18 protein-coding genes are annotated in these 20837 nt (G+C 61.4%); 12 read left to right on the top strand and 6 right to left on the bottom strand.

Going from position 1 to position 20837, the window contains the following annotated elements; all coding sequences use genetic code 11:
* Positions 1-2: 2 nt before the first annotated feature.
* Genes AC1DF8_RS10045 through AC1DF8_RS10020 form a run of 6 tightly spaced genes read right to left on the bottom strand, consistent with a single transcriptional unit; the run spans position 3 to position 6664 of the window.
* A complete protein-coding gene (locus AC1DF8_RS10045) occupies positions 3-1232 on the bottom strand; it encodes a dihydrolipoamide acetyltransferase family protein (RefSeq protein WP_478153262.1) in 1230 nt (409 codons plus the stop codon).
* A gap of 3 nt (positions 1233-1235) precedes the next feature.
* Positions 1236-2249, bottom strand: coding sequence for an alpha-ketoacid dehydrogenase subunit beta (locus tag AC1DF8_RS10040; RefSeq protein ID WP_112546437.1), 1014 nt, complete (start codon positions 2247-2249; stop codon positions 1236-1238).
* A 1-nt stretch (position 2250) separates the two neighbouring features.
* Entirely contained in the window at positions 2251-3483 is a 1233-nt protein-coding gene (locus AC1DF8_RS10035) for a 3-methyl-2-oxobutanoate dehydrogenase (2-methylpropanoyl-transferring) subunit alpha (protein WP_112971734.1), read from the bottom strand.
* A 60-nt stretch (positions 3484-3543) separates the two neighbouring features.
* On the bottom strand, positions 3544-4671 hold the full coding sequence (locus AC1DF8_RS10030; RefSeq protein WP_478153259.1) for an acyl-CoA dehydrogenase family protein: 1128 nt from the start codon (positions 4669-4671) through the stop codon (positions 3544-3546).
* 15 nt (positions 4672-4686) lie between these two features.
* The gene (locus tag AC1DF8_RS10025) at positions 4687-5874 is read right to left on the bottom strand and encodes an acetyl-CoA C-acyltransferase (protein ID WP_478153257.1); all 1188 of its coding nucleotides are present in this window, start codon (positions 5872-5874) and stop codon (positions 4687-4689) included.
* Between the two features lie 22 nt (positions 5875-5896).
* Positions 5897-6664, bottom strand: a complete 768-nt coding sequence (locus tag AC1DF8_RS10020; RefSeq protein ID WP_478153255.1) for a 3-hydroxyacyl-CoA dehydrogenase — start codon at positions 6662-6664, stop codon at positions 5897-5899.
* Between the two features lie 137 nt (positions 6665-6801).
* On the opposite strand from AC1DF8_RS10020, the gene AC1DF8_RS10015 reads away from it, so the two are divergent.
* From AC1DF8_RS10015 to AC1DF8_RS09960, 12 genes are all read left to right on the top strand, one after another.
* Positions 6802-7815, top strand: a complete 1014-nt coding sequence (locus AC1DF8_RS10015; RefSeq protein ID WP_478153253.1) for an AraC family transcriptional regulator — start codon at positions 6802-6804, stop codon at positions 7813-7815.
* 66 nt (positions 7816-7881) lie between these two features.
* Positions 7882-9027 (top strand): isovaleryl-CoA dehydrogenase, encoded by a 1146-nt coding sequence (locus tag AC1DF8_RS10010; RefSeq protein WP_478153251.1) that lies wholly within the window; start codon positions 7882-7884, stop codon positions 9025-9027.
* Positions 9024-10634 carry a carboxyl transferase domain-containing protein gene (locus AC1DF8_RS10005; RefSeq protein ID WP_113202749.1) on the top strand — a complete coding sequence of 537 codons (1611 nt, stop codon included), beginning with the start codon at positions 9024-9026 and terminating at the stop codon, positions 10632-10634. The genes AC1DF8_RS10010 and AC1DF8_RS10005 overlap by 4 nt, the downstream gene beginning before the upstream one ends.
* A 7-nt stretch (positions 10635-10641) precedes the next feature.
* Complete coding sequence (locus AC1DF8_RS10000; protein ID WP_478153249.1) at positions 10642-12507, top strand: acetyl/propionyl/methylcrotonyl-CoA carboxylase subunit alpha; 1866 nt, start codon at positions 10642-10644, stop codon at positions 12505-12507.
* Positions 12507-12959, top strand: a complete 453-nt coding sequence (locus AC1DF8_RS09995; protein ID WP_113014585.1) for a MaoC family dehydratase — start codon at positions 12507-12509, stop codon at positions 12957-12959. Before AC1DF8_RS10000 ends, AC1DF8_RS09995 begins: the two co-directional genes overlap by 1 nt.
* Positions 12956-13807 carry an HpcH/HpaI aldolase/citrate lyase family protein gene (locus AC1DF8_RS09990; protein ID WP_113014586.1) on the top strand — a complete coding sequence of 284 codons (852 nt, stop codon included), beginning with the start codon at positions 12956-12958 and terminating at the stop codon, positions 13805-13807. Before AC1DF8_RS09995 ends, AC1DF8_RS09990 begins: the two co-directional genes overlap by 4 nt.
* Before the next feature lie 522 nt (positions 13808-14329).
* Positions 14330-15688 carry an extracellular solute-binding protein gene (locus AC1DF8_RS09985; RefSeq protein WP_112546426.1) on the top strand — a complete coding sequence of 453 codons (1359 nt, stop codon included), beginning with the start codon at positions 14330-14332 and terminating at the stop codon, positions 15686-15688.
* A 125-nt stretch (positions 15689-15813) separates the two neighbouring features.
* Complete coding sequence (locus AC1DF8_RS09980) at positions 15814-16698, top strand: carbohydrate ABC transporter permease (RefSeq protein WP_112971745.1); 885 nt, start codon at positions 15814-15816, stop codon at positions 16696-16698.
* Positions 16699-16708: 10 nt separating this feature from the next.
* Complete coding sequence (locus AC1DF8_RS09975; protein ID WP_112971746.1) at positions 16709-17623, top strand: ABC transporter permease subunit; 915 nt, start codon at positions 16709-16711, stop codon at positions 17621-17623.
* A gap of 13 nt (positions 17624-17636) precedes the next feature.
* Positions 17637-18746 (top strand): sn-glycerol-3-phosphate ABC transporter ATP-binding protein UgpC, encoded by a 1110-nt coding sequence (ugpC, locus tag AC1DF8_RS09970; protein WP_113014587.1) that lies wholly within the window; start codon positions 17637-17639, stop codon positions 18744-18746.
* A gap of 10 nt (positions 18747-18756) precedes the next feature.
* Positions 18757-19794 carry an endonuclease/exonuclease/phosphatase family protein gene (locus AC1DF8_RS09965; RefSeq protein WP_113014678.1) on the top strand — a complete coding sequence of 346 codons (1038 nt, stop codon included), beginning with the start codon at positions 18757-18759 and terminating at the stop codon, positions 19792-19794.
* 445 nt (positions 19795-20239) lie between these two features.
* Positions 20240-20692, top strand: a complete 453-nt coding sequence (locus AC1DF8_RS09960) for a hypothetical protein (protein ID WP_246781723.1) — start codon at positions 20240-20242, stop codon at positions 20690-20692.
* Positions 20693-20837: the final 145 nt, after the last annotated feature.

Raw genomic sequence — 20837 nt, 5'->3', positions numbered from 1 at the left:
GCTCAGCCTTCGATGAAAATGAGCGCCGGCGTTTCGAGCAGCGTGCGGATGCGCTGCACGAAGGTCGCCGCATCCCAGCCGTCGATGATGCGGTGGTCGAAGCTGGAGGAAAGGTTCATCATCTTGCGCGGCACGAACTGCGTGCCATCCCAGACCGGTCGCGTCGCGATCTTGTTGACGCCAATGATGGCCACTTCCGGGTGGTTGATGACAGGTGTGGAGACGATACCGCCAAGCGCCCCGAGCGAGCTGATGGTGATGGTCGAACCCGACAACTCGTCTCGCGTCGCCGTACCCGAGCGCGCTGCTTCCGCCAGCCGGTTCATTTCGAGGGCACAATCGAAGATGCCGCGCGCTTCCGCATGGCGCACGACAGGCACGGTAAGTCCTGCCGGCGTCTGTGTGGCAATGCCGATATGCACGGCGCCATGGCGCGTGATGATGCCGGCATCGTCATCGAATGTGGCGTTGACATCGGGCTGATAGGAAATCGCCTTGACGAGCGCCCGCATGAGGAAGGGCAAAACCGTCAGCTTGGGATGCTCCGCCTTGCGGTCGGAATTCATCGTGGCGCGCAGCTCTTCGAGGGCGGTCATATCCACCTCTTCCACATAGGTGATGTGGGGAATACGTGAGGTGGAAAGTACCATCTTTTCGGCAATACGGCGGCGAAGACCGGTCAATTTGACCTCCTCGGTCGCCGTTTTCCTCGCGAGGCCAGCGCGCGCCGGAGCGGGCGCTGCCCCCTGATTCAGGAACTGCTCGACATCCTCGCGCAGGATGCGCCCCGCCGGGCCCGTGCCCTGCACCTGCCGGAGATCCACGCCGCTTTCTCGGGCGAAGAGCCGGACCGACGGAGCTGCTAGCGGCTTTTCGTCCGGCGCGGCTGCCGGCGTTGGTGCTTTTGGCACGGGTTTCGGAGTTTCAATCTTGACCGGCTCGGCCGCTTTTGGCTGAGCAACGGCTGTGGGCTCTGCGTCTGCGGTCGACGCCGCCGTCTCGATCCGCACGAGCGGCGCCTTCACCGCGATACGGTCGCCCACCTCGCCGGCAAGCCAGGTTACGATGCCGTTGACAGGCGAGGGAATTTCGACGGTCGCCTTGTCGGTCATGACGGCGGCAATCACCATATCCTCGCGCACCGGATCGCCGGTCTTCACATGCCATTCGACAAGTTCCGCCTCGGCGACACCTTCGCCGACATCGGGCATCTTGATGATGAATTCGCCCATGGTTCAGGCCTCCATCACTTCGGCAAGCGCGCGCCCGACGCGCCCGGGTCCAGGGAAATAATCCCATTCCTGTGCATGCGGATAGGGCGTGTCCCAGCCGGCGACACGCACGACGGGGGCTTCGAGCTGATAGAAGCAATATTCCTGCACCAAAGATACGATTTCGGCTCCGAAGCCCGAGGTCAATGTGGCCTCATGCACGACGACGCAGCGGCCGGTCTTGGTGACGGATTTGACGATCGTATCGAGATCGAGCGGCAGGAGACTCCTGAGATCGATCACTTCCGCATCAATGCCCGCATCCTCGGCAGCGGCAAGCGCCACATGCACCATCGTGCCATAGGCGATGACGGTCACGGCCGAGCCCGTGCGTCGCACCTCGGCCTTGCCGATCGGGATCGTATAATGATCCTCCGGCACTTCGCCGAGATCATGTTTCGACCAGGGCGTAACAGGCCGCTCATGATGACCGTCGAAAGGCCCATTATAGAGCCGCTTCGGCTCCAGGAACATGACGGGATCAGGATCCTCGATCGCGGCAATCAAAAGGCCCTTGGCATCATAGGGATTGGAGGGCACGACCACCTTCAGGCCGCAGACATGGGTAAACAGTGCCTCGGGACTTTGACTATGCGTCTGGCCGCCGAAGATGCCGCCGCCGGTCGGCATGCGCACGACGATCGGGCAGGTGAAATCGCCGTTGGAGCGATAGCGGATGCGCGCCGCCTCCTGCGTAAGCTGGTCGTATGCCGGATACATATAATCGGCGAACTGGATCTCGACGCAGGGCTTCAGCCCATAGGCTGCCATGCCGATCGCCGTGCCGACGATGCCGGATTCGCTGATCGGCGTATCGAAGCAGCGCGTCTTGCCGTATTTCGCCTGCAGGCCTTGCGTACAGCGGAAGACGCCGCCGAAATAGCCGACGTCCTCGCCGAAGACCACGACATTGTCGTCGCGTGCCATCGAGACATCCATGGCGCTGCGCACCGCCTCGATCATCGTCATCCGAGCCATGTCAGTACCCCGCCTTCTGCCGCTGGCGGCGAATATGCGGCGGCATTTCGGCATAAACGCCCTCGAAAATGTCGCGCACCGATGGTTTGCCGCCATCATGCAGCGTGCCGTGCGCCTCCGCCTGGCGCTGCGCCTCGATCACCTCGTCCATGATCTCCGCTTCGGCCTGGGTATGGCGTTCCTCCGACCAGACGCCTCTGACGATCAGGTGCTTCTTCAGGCGCAGGACGGGGTCGCCGAGCGGCCAGGCTTCCGATTCCGTCTTCGGGCGATAGGCACTTGGATCGTCGGACGTGGAATGGGCGCCGACGCGATAGGTGACATATTCGATCAGCGTCGGGCCGAGATTGCGACGCGCCCGCTCCGCCGCCCAGCGAGCGACGGCATGGACGGCGAGATAGTCATTGCCATCGACGCGCAGCGCCGGAATGCCGAAGCCGAGACCGCGGGCCGCAAAAGTGCCCGAACCGCCGCGCGCAATGCCCTGGAAGGTGGAGATCGCCCACTGATTGTTGACGATATTGAGAATGACAGGCGCCTTGTAGGTGGAGGCGAAGACCAAAGCCGAATGGAAATCCGATTCCGCCGTCGAGCCATCGCCGATCCAGGCGGCTGCGATGCGGCTGTCATTCTTGATCGCCGAGGCCATCGCCCAGCCGACCGCCTGCACATATTGCGTGGCAAGATTGCCTGAAATGGTGAAAAAGCCGTGCTCCTTGGAGGAATACATGATGGGAAGCTGGCGCCCGCGCAGCGGATCGCTCTCGTTCGAGTAGATCTGGTTCATCATCTCGACCATCGGATAGTCGTCGGCAATCAAGAGGCCGGCCTGACGATAGGTCGGGAAATTCATGTCGCCCTTCTGCAGCGCCTTGCGGAAGGCGCAGCTGACCGCCTCTTCGCCGAGATGCTGCATATAGAAGGATGTCTTGCCCTGCCGTTGCGCCATCAGCATACGGGAATCGAAAGCGCGCAGCTTCATCATATTGCGAAGCCCCGTCAGCAACTCCTCATCGGTCGATGAGCCGGCCCAGGGACCGACAGCTTCACCGTCGCGATTCAGCACGCGGATGATAGAATAGGCGAGATCTCGGATGTCTTCAGACGCGACATCGACCTCCGGCCGCGGCACGGAGCCGGCCTTTGCGATGTTGACGTTGGAAAAATCGGGATGACCGCCCGGACGGACGGCGGGTTCGGGGACATGCAGGCTCAAACGAGCGAATTCCACCATCTGGTCTTTTTCCTCCCTTTAGTAGCCCCGCTCCTCTCCTCCAGAAGCCGGACCTTATTGTTATAGGTTGCGGGCAATTACCATCCGCTGCACGTCACTCGTACCCTCATAGATCTGGCAGATGCGCACGTCGCGATAGATGCGCTCCACCGGATAATCGGCCATATAGCCGTAGCCGCCGTGAATCTGGATCGCATCTGAGCAGACGCGCTCGGCCATCTCGGAGGCAAAGAGCTTGGCCATCGATGCTTCCGACAGGCATGGCAGTCCTGCTTCGCGGAGTGAGGCCGCGTGAAAGACCAGCTGCCGCGCCGCCTCGATCCGCGTCGCCATATCGGCGAGCCGGAATCCGACGGCTTGATGCTCCACGATCGGCTTGCCGAAGGCGCTGCGTTCGCGGGCATAATCGCGCGCCGCCTCGAAGGCAGCCTTCGCCATGCCGACGGCCTGCGCCGCAATACCGATCCGTCCACCCTCGAGATTGGCAAGGGCGATGCGATAGCCCTCGCCCTCTTCGCCAAGCCGAAGCTTGTCGGAAATACGCATCCCGCTGAAGGCGATCTGGCATGTGTCGGAGGAATGCAGGCCGAGTTTTTCCTCGACGCGGATCACTTCGTAACCCGGCGTATCGGTCGGCACGATGAAGGCGGTGATACCCTTCTTACCGGCATCGGGATCGGTGACGGCAAAGACGATGATGACCTGGCCGTTCTTGCCTGAGGTGATGAATTGCTTGGCGCCGTCGAGCACATAATGATCGCCATCGCGGCGCGCCCGCGTCTTGAGGTTCGAAGCATCCGAACCTGCCTGCGGCTCCGTCAGCGCGAAACCACCGATCCATTCGCCACTCGCAAGCTTCGGCAGGAAGCGCTGCCGCTGGTCATCATTGCCGAATTTCAGGATCGGCACGCAGCCGACCGAGCTATGCACACTCATGATGGTCGAGCATGGTCCGTCACCGGCAGCGATTTCTTCGAGTGCTGCGGCATAGGCGATGACACCGGTGTCGGATCCGCCATAGGCTTCCGGCACCAGCATGCCAAGCAGACCGAGTTCGCCCATTTCCTTCAATTCTTCACGCGGGAAAAGAGATTCCCGGTCGCGCTTCGCCGCTCCCGGCGCCAGCCTTTCCTGAGCGAAGTCGCGGGCCAGATCGCGGATCTGCTGCTGAAGTTCGGAAAGGATCATCAGCGCGCCCCTCCCCTAATGCCGCTCGACAGCGACAGCGGTCGCTTCACCGCCACCAATGCAAAGTGCAGCCATGCCGCGCTTCAGGTCGTAACGCTCGAGCGCCGACAGCAGCGTCACCAGAATGCGTGCACCGGAAGCGCCGATCGGATGGCCGAGCGCGCAGGCGCCGCCATGCACATTCACCTTGTCATGCGGCAGGTCGAGATCACGCATTGCAGCCATGGCAACGACGGCAAAGGCTTCGTTGATCTCGAAGAGGTCCACCCCGGAAAGCGGCAGGCCAGTGCGGCCCGAGAGCTTCTGCAGGGCACCGACCGGCGCCGTGGCGAAAAGATTGGGCGCTTGCGAATGTGTGGCGTGGCCGAGGATGGTGGCCAGCGGCTTGAGGCCGCGGCGCTCCGCCTCCGAACGGCGCATCAGAACAAGCGCGGCGGCACCATCGGAAATCGAACTGGAATTGGCGGCCGTCACCGTGCCGCCATCGCGAAAAGCAGGTTTCAGGGTGGGGATTTTGTCCGGCTTTGCCTTGCCCGGCTGCTCATCAACGCTCGCCATCTGCTCGGTCCTGCCGGATTTCACCGTTACCGGCACGATCTCCTTATCGAAGCGGCCCTCGGCGATCGCTTTCTGCGCTCGTCTCAGCGACGTGACCGCATAGGCGTCCTGCGCCTCGCGCGTAAACTGATAGGCTTCGGCGCAATCCTCCGCAAAGCTGCCCATCAAGCGCCCCTTGTCATACGCATCCTCCAGCCCGTCGAGGAACATATGGTCCACGACCCGCCCATGGCCGAGCCTGTAACCAGCACGGGCACGATCAAGGAGATAGGGCGCGTTCGTCATGCTTTCCATGCCGCCGGCGACCGCGATAGAACCGCTGCCGGCGGCAATCAGGTCATGCGCCATCATGACGGCCTTCATGCCGGAGCCGCACATCTTGTTGACGGTGCTGGCGCCCGTGGCAAAGGGCAATCCGGCATGGATCGCCGCCTGGCGAGCCGGCGCCTGGCCCTGACCGGCCGGCAAGACACAGCCGAAAACGACCTCCTCGATTGCATCAGCCTCAACACCGCTGCGTTCAAGCGCTGCGCGGATCGCCGCTGCGCCCAGTTCGGGGGCGGCGGCATCCTTGAGTTCACCCTGAAAGCTGCCAATCGGCGTTCGGGCCGCGGCGACGATGACGATGGGATCCTGCAGCGTCATGTTTCCTCCTTCGGGCTAGCGCTCAGCGCGCGCCCATGCGCAATGCGCCGTCGAGGCGAATGACCTCGCCGTTCAGCATGCTGTTTTCCAGGATATGGCGCACCAGCGCGGCAAATTCGGCTGGATGCCCAAGCCGCGGCGGGAACGGCACGCTCTTGCCGAGTGCTTCGCGCACCTCGGTCGGCATGCCGGCCATCATCGGCGTTTCGAAAATGCCGGGCGCAATCGACACGGTACGAATACCATGGCGGGCAAGCTCGCGGGCAATCGGCAGCGTCATTGCAGCGACGCCGCCCTTGGACGCGGCATAGGCCGCCTGCCCGATCTGTCCGTCGAAGGCGGCAGCCGAAGCCGTGTTGACGATCACGCCGCGCTCGCCTTCGGCATCCGGCTCTGCGTTCTGGATGGCAGCGGCCGCGAGCCTGATCATGTTGAAAGTGCCGATGAGATTGATGCTGATCGTCCGGACGAAGCTTTCCAGCCGGTGCGGCCCATCGCGGCCGACGACCTTCTCGGCCGGTGCCACGCCGGCACAATTGATAAGCCCGCGAAGCGGACCGAAGGCATCGACAGCTGCGGCGATGACGGCAGCGCCGTCTTTTTCGTCCGTCACATCGGCCCTGATGAAGCGCGCGCCCTGCCCCAGTTCGCGGGCAATCGCCTCGCCTGCGTCAAGATGGAGATCGGCGATCGTCACGCGACCGCCAGCTTCGACGAGCATACGCGCCGTTGCCGCCCCAAGCCCGGAGCCGCCGCCGGTAACGATGAAATTTGCGCCGCTGATCTGCACGGATCGCTCCTCCTTGCCCAGCAGACATTCCCTCCAGAGTCTACCTGAAATGGAATTCTAATCCCTCACCCTATTGCAAGCGATGACAGAATTGCCGCATTATCGCGGCCAATTTTGCCACAGGCGGCGGAGCGGCAATGGCTGAAATCGAGCGACGCATGATTGCGCCAGGCTTTGTCGAGGAAGCCCTCGACAGCCTGCGAAGGCTGGGGAGGCCGACCGCGCCGATCCTGGCCAGGCTCGGCCTGCCCGAGCAGATCAGTCAGCCGGTTTCGGCCGAAGTCTATGGTGCGCTCTGGCTAGCAATCGCCGCCGAACTCGACGACGAATTCTTCGGCATGGGCGCCCGGCCGATGCGCAGCGGCAGTTTCACCCTGCTTTGCCATTGCGTGCTGCACGCGCCCACCCTCGGCCATGCGCTGCGGCGGGCCTTGCGTTTCCTCGATGTGGTGCTGGACGATCCGCGCGGCACGCTCGTCGTCCGCGACGGGCTGGCTCAGATCGAGCTGCGCGACGCCGGCGAACCGCGCTCGGCCTTCGCCTACCGCACTTACTGGATACTCCTGCACGGCATCATCTGCTGGCTGGTCGGCCGACGCATCCCGATCCGGCTCGTCGATTTTCGCTGCGCAGAACCTGGCCAGGGTGCCGACTACCGGCTCTTCTTCGGCGCCCCGGTACGCTTCTCGCAGCCGATCAGCCGGCTCGGCTTCGATAGCGCCATGCTCGATCTGTCGATTTCGCGCAGCGAACAATCGCTGAAGCAGTTCCTGCGCGGCGCCCCGGCCAACATCCTTGTCCGCTACCGCTATGATGCCGGCATCGCCGCTGCGGTGCGCCGCCGCCTCTCCCAGACCTCTCCCGCCGCCTGGACGAGTTTTCAAACACTGGCGAAAGACATGCACATGCCCTCCTCGACACTGCGACACCGCCTGCACGACGAGGGCCAGAGCTATGCCGGCATCAAGGACGATATCCGCCGCGATCTCGCCGTCGACATGCTGATGAACACCCAGAAGACGATCGGCGAAATCGCCGTGCAGCTCGGCTATTCCGAACCTAGTGCCTTCTTTCGCGCCTTCAAGAAATGGATAGGCAAGAGTCCCGAGGCCTTCCGCCGTGAAGAGGCAAAATCGGCGCAATGGGAATAGGCTTCGTTGAAGGGGAGCTTTGAACCGGCCGCAACCCGCGCTACATATTTTAGCGGGAGGAATGCCATGTTTGATTTTTCGTTGGGCGAAACCGCGGATGCAATCCGTGACGCGACGGCGCGCTTTGCCGCTGACAATATTGCTCCGCTCGCCACGGAGATCGACGAAAGCAACACGTTTCCCCGCCAGCTCTGGCCGAAGATGGGGGAGCTCGGTCTGCATGGCATCACTGTCGAGGAGGAGTTCGGCGGTGCTGGTCTCGGTTACCTCGAGCATGTCGTTGCCATGGAGGAAGTATCGCGTGCATCAGCCTCCGTGGGGCTGAGTTACGGCGCTCATTCCAATCTCTGTATCAACCAGATCCGCCGCTGGGCGGCACCGGAGCAGAAACACCGCTATCTGCCGAAGCTGATTTCGGGCGAGCATGTCGGCTCGCTTGCCATGTCCGAAGCCGGTTCCGGTTCGGACGTCGTTTCCATGCGGCTCAGGGCCGAGCGCAAGGGTGATCGCTACCTCCTTAACGGGACCAAGTTCTGGATCACCAATGCACCTCATGCCGACGTACTTGTCGTCTACGCGAAGACCGATCCGACCGCCGGACCGAAGGGCATTTCAGCTTTCATCATCGAGAAGGGTCTGCCCGGCTTCAGCGTTTCGAAAAAGCTTTCCAAACTCGGCATGCGCGGCAGCGATACGGCAGAGCTTGTCTTTCAGGATTGCGAAGTGCCCGCGGAGGCTCTGATGGGTCGGGAAGGCGACGGTGTGAAGATCCTGATGTCAGGCCTCGACTATGAGCGTGCCGTGCTTGCCGCCGGTCCGCTTGGCATCATGCAGGCCTGCCTCGACGTGGTATTGCCCTATGTGCGGGAGCGTAAACAGTTCGGCAAGGCAATCGGTGACTTCCAGCTGATGCAGGGCAAGATCGCCGATATGTATGTCGCGCTGAATTCGTCTCGCGCCTATGTCTATTCCGTCGCTCGTGCCTGTGATGCCGGCCGCACGACACGCGCGGATGCGGCAGCCGCCATCCTCTTTGCCAGCGAAAATGCTGTAAAGGTCTCGCTGGAGGCAATCCAGGCGCTTGGCGGCGCCGGATATACCAAGGAGTGGCCGGTCGAGCGCTTTCTGCGTGACGCCAAGCTTTATGATATCGGCGCCGGGACCAACGAGATTCGACGCTATCTGATTGGTCGGGAGCTCATCGCATCATGACGGTGATTTCCTCAGTGATCGATCGCGACAGCGAAACCTTCAAAGCCAACAGCATCAAGAACAAGGGACTGATCGCCGAACTCTACGATCGCTCGGCCAAGACCCGCGAGGGCGGCTCGCAAGCGGCCCGCGAACGCCACGCGAGCAAGGGCAAGCTACTGCCGCGCGACCGCATCCAGCTGCTGCTCGACGGCGGCAGCCCGTTCCTGGAGATCGGCACACTGACGGCAAACGGCATGTATGGCGATGAAGCCCCGGGTGCCGGCATCATCACCGGGATAGGCCGCGTCTCCGGCCGCGAGGTGATGATCGTCGCCAATGATGCGACGGTGAAGGGCGGCGCCTATTTTCCGATGACGGTGAAGAAACATCTGCGGGCTCAGGAAATAGCCATGCAGAACCGGCTGCCCTGCATCTATCTCGTCGACAGTGGCGGCGCCAATCTTCCGCATCAGGCCGAGGTCTTTCCCGACCGCGATCATTTCGGGGCGATCTTCTACAATCAGGCGCAAATGTCGGCGGAAGGCATTCCGCAGATTGCCTGCGTGATGGGAAGCTGCACGGCCGGCGGCGCCTATGTGCCAGCCATGTCCGATGAGACGGTCATCGTGCGCAACCAGGGCACGATCTTCCTTGCCGGCCCGCCATTGGTGAAAGCCGCGACCGGCGAGATCATTTCGGCCGAGGAGCTCGGCGGCGCCGAGACCCATGGCCGGCGCTCCGGCGTCGTCGATCATGTCGCCGAAAACGACGAGCATGCGCTGCTTCTCGTGCGCGATATCGTCGCCAGTCTCAACAGCGTGAAGTCGGTCGATATCGACATCCAGGCCCCTCGCCCACCCAAGCTCGATCCCGAAGATCTCAACGGCATCATCCCCGAGGACGTCCGCTCGCCCTATGACGTGCGCGAGGTCATCGGCCGGGTGGTCGATGGCTCCGAGTTCCATGAGTTCAAGCCGCTCTATGGCACGACGCTCATCTGCGGTTTTGCCCGTATCTGGGGCCTGCCTGTCGCCGTCATCGCCAACAATGGCGTGCTGTTTTCCGAGAGCGCGCTGAAGGGGGCACATTTCATCGAGCTTGCTTGCCAGCGCCGCGTGCCGCTATTGTTTTTGCAGAACATATCAGGTTTCATGGTCGGCGGACGTTATGAGGCGGGCGGCATTGCGAAGGATGGGGCGAAGCTCGTCACCGCAGTTGCCACAGCCACGGTGCCCAAGGTCACCGTCATCATCGGCGGTAGTTTCGGGGCTGGCAATTACGGCATGTGCGGCCGAGCCTATCGCCCACGCTTCCTTTTTACCTGGCCGAACAGCCGCATCAGCGTGATGGGCGGCGAGCAGGCGGCTTCCGTACTTGCCACCATCCGCCGTGATGCGATGGAAGCACGCGGGGAGACATGGCCAGTCGAAGATGAAGAAGCCTTCAAGGCGCCGATCCGCGCCGGCTACGAGGCCGAGGGCAATCCATATTACGCCACCGCACGTCTCTGGGACGACGGCATCATCGATCCCCGCCAGACGCGTGATGTGCTGGGCCTTGCCTTTTCCGCCTGCCTGAATGCACCGATCCTCAAAGGGCCGCGTTTCGGCCTCTTTCGGATGTGAGGTGGCGATGATGGAAAGCCTGCTCATAGCCAACAGGGGCGAGATCGCCCGCCGGATCATCCGTACGGCAAAGGCACTCGGCATCCGGACAATTGCCGTTTATTCAGAGGCCGATGCCAACCTGCCCTTCGTGACAGAAGCGGACGAGGCTGTTGCCATCGGCCCCGCGCCCGCTCGTGAGAGTTATCTTTCACAGGAGCGGATACTGGAGGCCGCCCGCAGAACAGGTGCGGCCGCAATCCATCCCGGCTACGGCTTCCTGTCGGAAAATGCCGAATTCGCCGAAGCCGTCGAGAATGCCGGCATCATCTGGGTCGGTGCCCCACCCGCCGCAATTCGTGCCATGGGTCTCAAGGATGCCGCGAAACAGCTGATGCAGGCCGCCGGCGTGCCCGTCACACCAGGCTATATGGGCTCTGACCAGAGCGACGAGCGGCTCGCCGCAGAAGCTATGGCAACAGGGTATCCGGTGCTTGTCAAAGCCGTCGCCGGCGGCGGCGGCAAGGGCATGCGCCGGGTCGACCGACCGGAAGATTTCGCAGAACTGCTTGCCTCCTGCCGCCGCGAGGCTGCCTCGTCATTCGGTGACGACCGCGTGCTGATCGAGCGCTATATCGCCAATCCGCGCCATATCGAGGTACAGGTCTTTGCAGACCGCTTCGGCAATTGCGTCCATCTCTTCGAACGTGACTGCTCGCTTCAACGCAGGCACCAGAAAGTGATTGAGGAGGCACCCGCCCCGGGCCTCGACGCCGGAACCCGAGCCTCAATTTGCGAAGCAGCGGTCAAGGCGGCGAAGGCGGTAAGTTATGTGGGTGCCGGGACCATCGAATTCATTGCCGATGCCTCGGGGGGCCTGCGCCCGGATCGCATCTGGTTCATGGAGATGAACACGAGGCTGCAGGTGGAGCACCCTGTCACCGAAGCCATCACCGGCGAGGATCTGGTGCTCTGGCAATTGAAGGTCGCCGCCGGCGAGCCGCTGCCGAAGGGACAAGACGATATCTTGATGAACGGCTGGGCCTTCGAGGCTCGCCTTTACGCCGAAAACCCTGTTGCCGGCTACCTGCCCTCGATCGGCTATCTCGATCATCTGCGCTTGCCCAAAAATGTTCGGGTCGACAGCGGCGTCGAGGAGGGTAACGAGATCACCGCCTTCTACGATCCGATGATCGCCAAGATCATCGCCCACGGCCCAAATCGTGACGCAGCCCTCGCGAGACTCACCAGGGCCTGCGAAAGCATCGAAATCTGGCCGGTAAAATCCAATGCCGGTCTGCTCGCGCGCGTCGCCATCGACGCGGATTTCCAAGCGGCAAAGATCGATACGGGCTTTCTCGACCGTCACGGAGAAACCCTGCTGCCGAAGGAGCCAGACGAGATGGCTATCGACAGGGCAGCGACGGCATTGGCAGCGAAGGAAGCCACCGATCCCTGGTCGGCTCTCGCCGGCCTGCGTGTTGCGGGAACAGGCGATAGCCGCGCGCGCGTCCGCATCGGCGACCATCTCTATTGGGGGCATGTCCGCTCCGGCCTCGACACCAATGCCGTCAGGTTCGGCGATACCGTCGTTCTCTTCGATGGCGGCAATGCCTGGCCGATCGGCGTTCCCGTCGCCAGCGAAGTTGAAGCGCATCAGGGCGCCGGCGATGGCGCGATCCTTTCGCCGATGCCGGGTCTCGTCATTTCCGTCGATGTCGCGGAAGGCGATCGCGTTGCCAAGGGCGACAGGCTGCTGACGGTGGAGGCGATGAAGATGGAACATACGCTGCGCGCGCCCTTTGACGGCATTGTCGGCAAACTGCCGGTCTCCGTGGGCACGCGGGTCTCGGAAAACCAGCTCATCGCCAGCGTCATGAAGGAAGAGCACTGATGGCCGGCCGCTACTTCGACGAATGGACGGTCGGCGACCGGATCTCCCACGAGATCCGCCGCACGGCCACGGAAACCGACAACCTGCTCTTCACCACGCTCTCCCATAATCCACAGCCGCTCCATCTCGACGCAGATTATGCGGCGGGGACTGAATTCGGCCGCATCGTCGTCAATGGCACCTTCACCTTCGCGCTCACCGTCGGCCTCTCGGTCGGCGACACGACGCTCGGCACGCTGGTCGCCAATCTCGGATACGACAAGGTGACGATGCCGAAGCCGGTGTTCATCGGTGACACGCTTCGGGTGGAAACGGAGGTGACGGAGCTCCGGCGCTCCAATTCCCGGCCCGATGCCGGGATTGTCACGTTCAAGCATATTACGCTGAATCAGCGAAACGAGATCGTTTGCCAGTGCCTGCGGACGGCCATGCTGCAGGTTAAGCCGTCATGAGGCTACGCTCGCTGCTCTTCGTGCCCGGTGACAGACCAGAGCGCTTCGACAAGGCGCTCGCATCAGGCGCCGATGCCGTCATCCTCGATCTGGAAGATTCCGTCTCCGCGCAGAACAAGCCGCGGGCGCGAGACGCCGTGCACGACTTCGTCACGCGCCGAGCGGCCGATGCGACGCTTGTGATCCGCATCAACCCCCTTGCAACGTCTGCCTGCCAAGACGATCTGGCTGCACTCGCTGAGATCAGCCCCTTCGCGATCATGTTGCCGAAGGCTGAAGGCGCAGCTTCGGTGCGCCAGCTCGCAAGCCACCTGTCATCATCCGCGGTGTCTATCCTGCCGATCGCGACTGAAACGCCGGCTGCCATTTTCGAGATCGGCAGTTACCGGGACGTCACCTCTCATCTCTGCGGGCTGACCTGGGGCGCGGAAGATCTGCCGGCCGCAATCGGCGCTGTTATCGCCCGCGAGGCAGATGGACGCTACACCGCCCCCTATGAGCTCGCCCGCTCTCTGGTGCTGTTTGGCGCGCACGCCGCCGCGGTTCCCGCCATCGAAACCGTCTATCCCGATTTTCGTGATCTCAGCGGTCTTGCGACCTATGCTGCCCGCGCCCGGCGCGACGGTTTCTCGGGAATGATGGCGATCCATCCAAGCCAGGTCGAACCGATCAACCGAGCCTTCACGCCGGACGCAGCTGAGATCAGCTGGGCGGAAGAAGTCGTAGCCGCCTTCGATGCTTCGCCGGACACCGGCGTCATCCAGATCGACGGGCGCATGCTCGACCTGCCGCATCTGAAACTCGCAAAACGCATTCTAGAGGCCGGAAAACTATCCGATGACGGATAACTGGGCCGCAATCCGGTCGAGCGCGGCGAGAAACTCTGAGCCACCGGAACTTGGAAACGTGGTTGGCCGGCAATGAAAGCGCCCAATAAATAGGCAAAATGCTCAAGAAGTCGCAAATAGAATATTAAATGTCGTATTTTTATAGCTCAACGCACAGCTGTGCAAAGCTATTTCCGAGGTCGAATCCTCCTGATAGCAGGTTGTTTCCGGTCAAGCTTTCTCGCCATTTTTGATAACGGCCTAATAATAATGACCGCCAATAGAATTGAATAGACAAGTGAGCTTTCGATTCTTGCGCTATATTTCATATATAAATGAAATATAGACAATCACTTCGGCCAAATCGGCAAACGAAAGGCATCGATGTTCGAGGATCAGTTCACAAAATTCGGACATGAATATTTTGTGACAGAAACTTTCTACTCTATTCATGTCATAGAAACTTCATTGGTTACCGCAAATTGAACCAGTTAATAGGGCGTGCGCTCAAGAGGGGGCGCGTCCTATTTTTCGAGGGTTCTCATGCAAGCCAAGCTTCTCGGCGCCGTAGGCGCCCTACTCGCTTCAGCTTTCGTTGCTGCTGGTCCCGCCGCTGCTGCCGAAAAGACCAAGATCGACTTCTGGTTCGGCAACTCTGGCGATATCGCTACGCGCGTTCAGGAACAGTGCGACCGTTTCAACAAGTCGCAGAACGACTTCGAAGTCGTCTGCACCAGCCAGGGCTCTTACGACGCCTCGCTGCAGAACACGATCGCCGCTTTCCGCGCCGGCAAGCAGCCGACCATCGCTCAGGTTTCGGATGCCGGCACGCTCGACATCATGCTTTCGGGCGCCTACTACCCGGCCAACAAGCTCATGAAGGACATGGGCTACAATGTTGACTGGAACGACTACTTCTCCGGCATCGCCGGCTACTATGCAACCTCGAAGGGCGAGATGTACTCGTTCCCCTTCAACTCCTCGACGGCTCTGCTGTACTGGAACAAGGACGCCTTCGCCAAGATCGGCAAGGACCATGCTCCGGCCACCTGGAAGGAAGCTGGCGAAGACTTCAAGGCTCTGAAGGACGCAGGTTATGCTTGCCCGCTCGGCTTTGACATCTCCAACAACGAAGTCTGGCAGTTCATCGAGCAGTTCGAAGCCGTCAACGGCGAACCGATTGCTACGAAGAAGAACGGCTTTGAAGGCCTCGACGCCGAGCTGGTGTTCAACAAGAACCCGATGCTTGTCAATTTCGTCAAGGACCTGAAGGGCTGGTACGACGCCAAGGAAGCTGTCATCAAGAACAAGGCCGTTGGCCAGACCTTCGTTGAAGCCTTCGCTGCTGGCGATTGCCAGGTCATCCTGACCTCCGTTGGCGACCATGGCAACATCGGCCGTACTGCCAAGCAGGGCATGAACTGGGGCGTTTCCATGCTCCCGACCTATGGCGATGCAAGCCGTCACAGCTCCTACGTTGGTGGTGCTTCGCTCTGGGTTCTGAAGGGTCATTCGGACGCCGAATACAAGGCTGCCGCTTCCTTCTTCAACTTTATCGCAAAGCCGGAAGAAGCCCTCACCTGGTCGACCGTTACCGGCTACATCCCGGTTCGTAACTCGGGCTTCGAGTACCTGAAGAAGCAGGGCTTCTACGACAAGGCTCCTTATGCCGGTCGCGAACTTGCCATTCAGAGCCTGACCGCTTCGCCGGCTGGCGACACGGCTGCCAAGGGCATCCGTCTCGGTGGCCTGCTCCAGGTCCGTACCGAAATCGCTAACGGCCTGCAGGCAATCTTCGTCAACAATGCCGACGTACAGGCCTCGCTCGACTCTGCTGCCGACCGCGGCAACCAGCTGCTGCGTCGCTTCCAGCAGACCTACAAGGGCGTTCAGCTCCCCTAATCGACTGATATGAGACGCACCCGGCCCGCTTCTGGCGCGCCGGGTGCGTCTTTGTAAATCCTACCGGCTGCGGCAGCAAGATCGCCGTCCGCGCCAGAACCCAACCAGGGCGAAAACGACCACTCATGGAAAAGCGCGTCACTTTCTCCTCGACGACGACCGGCATTCTCTTCGTATTTCCGATGCTGTTGCTGATCTTCGTCTTCTTCTACTGGCCGAGTGCGCAGGCGCTGTATTGGGCGTTCACGCTCGAGCAGCCATGGGGCGGCGGCAATGCCTGGGTCGGTTTCGACAATTTCAAGCAGCTGCTTTCGGACCCGGTCTATTGGGACTCCATCACCCGCAGCATGATCTTCGGCTTCGCCTCGACCGCCATCGCCATGGGCCTGGCGCTCATACTGGCGCTTCTGACCGATCGTGAACTGCGCGGCCACAAGATCTATCGCTCGGTCTTCATCTGGCCCTATGCGATTGCCGCTCCCGCTCTCGGCCTTGCCTTCCGCTTCATCCTGGCACCGGAAGCCGGCCTCCTGTCGGTCATCAACCACGTCTGGCCCGGCCTCTGGAACCCTGCCTTCGACGGCAAGGATGCGATGATCGCCGTCATCGTCGCCTTTTCTTGGAAATATATCGGCTACAACTTCATATTCTTCCTATCGGCGCTTCAGGGCATTCCACGCTCGCTGATCGAAGCTGCCGCCATGGACGGTTCCGGACCGATGCGCCGGATCTGGGATATCCAGCTGCCGCTCCTCACCCCGACGCTGTTCTTCCTTCTGGTCATCAACATCACCGAAAGCTTCCAGGATTCCTTCGGTATCGTCGACGTGATGACCCAGGGTGGTCCGGCGCGTGCCACCGAACTCATGGTCTACAAGATCTTTTTCGACGGCTTCAAGGGCCTCGATTATTCAGGTGCCGCAGCTCAGTCCATGATCCTGATGGGTCTGGTCATGCTCCTTACCATCGTCCAGTTCCGCTTCATCGAGCGGCGCGTGCATTACAAGTGAGGTCGCGAACATGATCGAACGCACGCCAATCTTCAATTTTATCTGCTACACGCTGCTGGCATTGGGCATGGTGATCGCCCTTCTGCCCTTCCTGATCGTCATCGTCGCATCGACGCTTGATCTGGAAACCGTCAACCGGGTGCCGCTGCCGCTGGTTCCGAGCAGCCATTTCTGGGAGAACGTGCAGACCGCTTGGGTGCGCGCCGATCTCGGCAACAAGCTTTTCCACAGCGTCATCTTTGCTGCCACCGTCGGCGCCGGCAAGGTCATCCTTTCCGCGATGGCAGCTTTCTCGATCGTGTATTTCCGCTTCCCCGGCCGCCATCTGATCTTCTGGATCATCTTCATCACGCTGATGCTGCCGCTCGAAGTGCGTATCGTGCCGACCTATTCGATCGCCGCCAACGCGCTCCAGCCGTTCCAGACGATCCTCGACGTAACCGGCATCAGCTGGCTGGTCGCCCAGATCACCGGCATCCAGATCAAGCTCGAATGGGGTCTGCTGAACTCCTATCCGGGCCTCGTGCTGCCGATGGTCGCCACCGCAACCGGCACCTTCCTCTACCGCCAGTTCTACCTGACGGTGCCGGACGAGCTTGCCGAGGCATCGAAGATGGACGGCTCCGGTCCGGTCCGCTTCTTCTGGGACGTGTTGCTACCGCTGTCGCGCCCAAACATGATCGCGCTCTTCACCATCATGTTCGTCTGGGCCTGGAACCAGTATCTCTGGCCGCTGCTGATCACGACCGACCCGAAGTTCGGCATCGCCGTGACCCAGCTCAAGACGCTCATTCCCTCCGAATTCGGCCTGCCCGACTGGAACGTCGCGATGGCCGGAACATTGATCATCATGTCGCCGCCGCTGATCCTCGTCATCCTGATGCAGCGTTGGTTCGTGCGCGGCCTTATCTCCACCGAGAAGTGAAAGGAACAGAACCTTGGCACCGATCTCCATCCGTGGCGTGAAAAAGAACTATGGCAAGCACGCCGTCGTTCATGGCGTCGATCTCGAAATCCAGTCGGGCGAATTCATCGTCATCCTCGGCCCGTCCGGCTGCGGCAAGTCCACGCTGCTGCGCATGGTCGCCGGCCTGGAAGAAATTACCGGTGGCGAAATCGCCATCGACGGGCGCGTCGTCAACCAACTCGAGCCACGTGAACGCGGCTGCGCGATGGTCTTCCAGAATTATGCGCTTTATCCGCACATGAGCGTTGCCGAAAACATCGGTTATGCACTCAAGGTCGCCGGTGTGCCGAAGGCCGAGCGTGACCGCCGGATCGCCGACGTTGCCAAGGCACTCAGCCTCGAGCCCTTCCTCGAGCGCCGCCCGGCCGCTCTCTCAGGCGGTCAGCGCCAGCGCGTCGCCATGGGCCGCGCCATGATCCGCGAGCCGAAGGTCTTTCTTTTCGACGAGCCGCTGTCGAACCTCGATGCCAAGCTGCGTATCGCCATGCGTGCGGAAATCCGCCGCCTGCATCGCCGCCTCGGCGCAACCTCGATCTTCGTGACACACGACCAGAACGAGGCCATGACACTTGCCGACCGCATCATCGTCATGAATGCCGGCAATGTCGAACAGGTCGGCACGCCGGAAGAGGTCTATCACTATCCCGCAAGCCGCTTCGTCGCCGGCTTCGTCGGCACGCCGGCAATGAACCTGCTGGAAGGCCGCGTCAACGAAACCGGCGTGTTCATCTATGACGAAGGCCGCACCGTGACGCTTCCAGCTGAGCGCGGCAAGCAGCTTGCCGGCCAGCGCGTCGTTCTCGGCGTGCGTGCAGAAGCCGCTCGCCTCGTCTCCCCGGATGCGCCGGGTGCGCTCGTTGCGACCGCCGACTTCATCGAAGAACTGGGCGCCAGCCGGATTGTCCATGCCGATTTCGATGGCCTGCCCTTTGCTGTCGCCATGACCGGTTCGGTCTCGCTGAAGACCGGCGATCGCATCGGCATTGCGATCGATCAGGATTCGATCCATCTCTACTCGGCTGAGACCGGCAAAGTGCTCGTCGCGCCGGCAAGAAGCAACGCCGTGACCGTTAACGCCTGAGCTGATGCAGATGAAGAGCTTTCTTGATCTCGCCAGCGGCGACCGCAACCTGGTTGCGGCCGCCGTAGAGGCGCTTGCCGTACCCCCAGCCACGTTCTTCGATGAGGCGCGTTCTGCCGAACTGACACAGGCCGAGCATGACCGGCTTGCAGCGACCCTGCCGGCGCTTTCGACGATCGAAGTCGTACGGACTGCCAGCGAAGCCAGCATCGGAAACGGTCTCGTCGTCGCCGCTTGGAACGCCGAACGGCTGAAATATCATGCGCCTTCGGTGGAACTCGTCCGCCAGAGCGTCGCCGATATCCTGTTGCTCACGGAGGCTGATCTCGGCATGGCGCGCGCCGGCAACCGGCACACTGTTGCCGACCTCGCCCGCGATCTCGGCATGTCCTATGCTTTTGGCGTGGAGTTCGTGGAGCTTGGTCTCGGCGATTCCCGTGAGCGCGAATGGCATAAGGGCGAGACGAATGCCGTCGGCTTCCACGGCAATGCGCTGCTCTCCCGTTTGCCGTTGCTTGATGCGGCATTGATCCATCTCGATGACTGCGGCACATGGTGGACGGATGCAAAGGACGGGCAGGGTCGGATCGGCGGCCGCATGGCAATCGCGGCCAAAATCGAAACCGCATTCGGGCCGATCCTTGCAGTCAGCGTGCATCTGGAAAGCAAGACCGACATTGCGGATCGGGCAATGCAGACAAAGAGGCTGATCGCCGCCGTTGAAAAGCTCGCCGATGGCTTGCCCGTCGTTGTGGGGGGTGATTTCAACACCAATATCCTTCCCGAGGGGTCGCGTGAACCCGAAGCGCACGAACCGCTTTTCGGTCTCCTCGCAGAGGCCGGCTATCACTGGGAGACTGCCAACGATTTCGCGCTCACGCAGCGCACGCGCCCCGACGGAACGCCACAGCCTCCTTTTGCTCGCCTCGACTGGCTGTTTACCCGCGGCCTTTGGGCAAGCGACGCCGTAACTGTTGCTGCCGTCGACGCAGACGGAGCAGCAATCTCCGATCACGAACTGATCAAGGCGCATTTTTCCGCGCTCTGAGCCGCCGGAGGCGAAAGAGTCCACTAGCCGATCAATGGTGACGGTGGTCCGCCGTCACTTCGCCGGAAACCTTTCATGAAGTGTTGCATTCACGCACTAGCGGGGACGCTTTAGGCGTTGCTAACATTTCGGTGACTGGCGGGGGCCGGCTGCAAGCGTTCGACGAGGGAGCGCTTGCTCAAATGGGATGGCTGTGCATTGCGGATCCGCAGCCATCCCATACTCGCCCGGCTGAACAGCTCATCGCATCGGAGCCCACGCAGGCCCGATGAGCCCCCGAAAAAAATCACTCTCCTGGTGAAACCTGCAACCGGCAGTTTTTGCAAATTGGTCCGCCTGTCGGTCGATCATGAAATGAGAAACTCGTGACGGCACAAGTTCCTTTCGTCAATCGCGGAACAGTCGGATCGCGCCATCGTTATGTTCGCAACGGATGGAGGACAACATGTCTAACGTGTCACGAACAGGAAACGACGAGATCAACAACGCCACAAATCCGAACACGTTTGGGCGTTCGGTCGAAAGCAAGGCGCAGATCGCGGACGCGGCGGCGGAAAGTTCAACCCTCCCGGCAGGCGAGCCTCTTGGTATCTATCGACTTGAACCGATCGCGGCGGCAGATGATCCGAGATGGGAAAATTCGCCGGGCCACGGCGTCGTGGTGGTCGCAGCGAGAACGGCGGGTGATGCCCGGATCGTGGCGGCCGGGCGCGAGCTCGACTTCATGGAAGTCGATGCGGCACCTGCTGACGATGTCACCACGACGCATGCGAGCGCATTTCGCGACGACAAGCTTTACACGGTCGTCGAGATCGATCGAAATCGCACGGATGTCGTACGAGGTGTGATTGAAGGCGAAATCTCGGTTGATACGATCAGGCCTGTGCAGCCCGATTAAGTAAGGCGAGTATTTCGCGATGCTGGCTCCAAGGCCTCGCCTCCGTGAGCAAGCTTAGTTTTCCTGGATCCCGAGAATCGGCTGTTTCACTCGGTGTATCGGCGCCAGAGGCGCCGTACGGACCCATGGCATCGGGCGTTCAAGC

The organism is Rhizobium sp. 05N49 (assembly GCF_056396805.1).
This window is presented reverse-complemented; position numbering and strand designations above follow the sequence as displayed.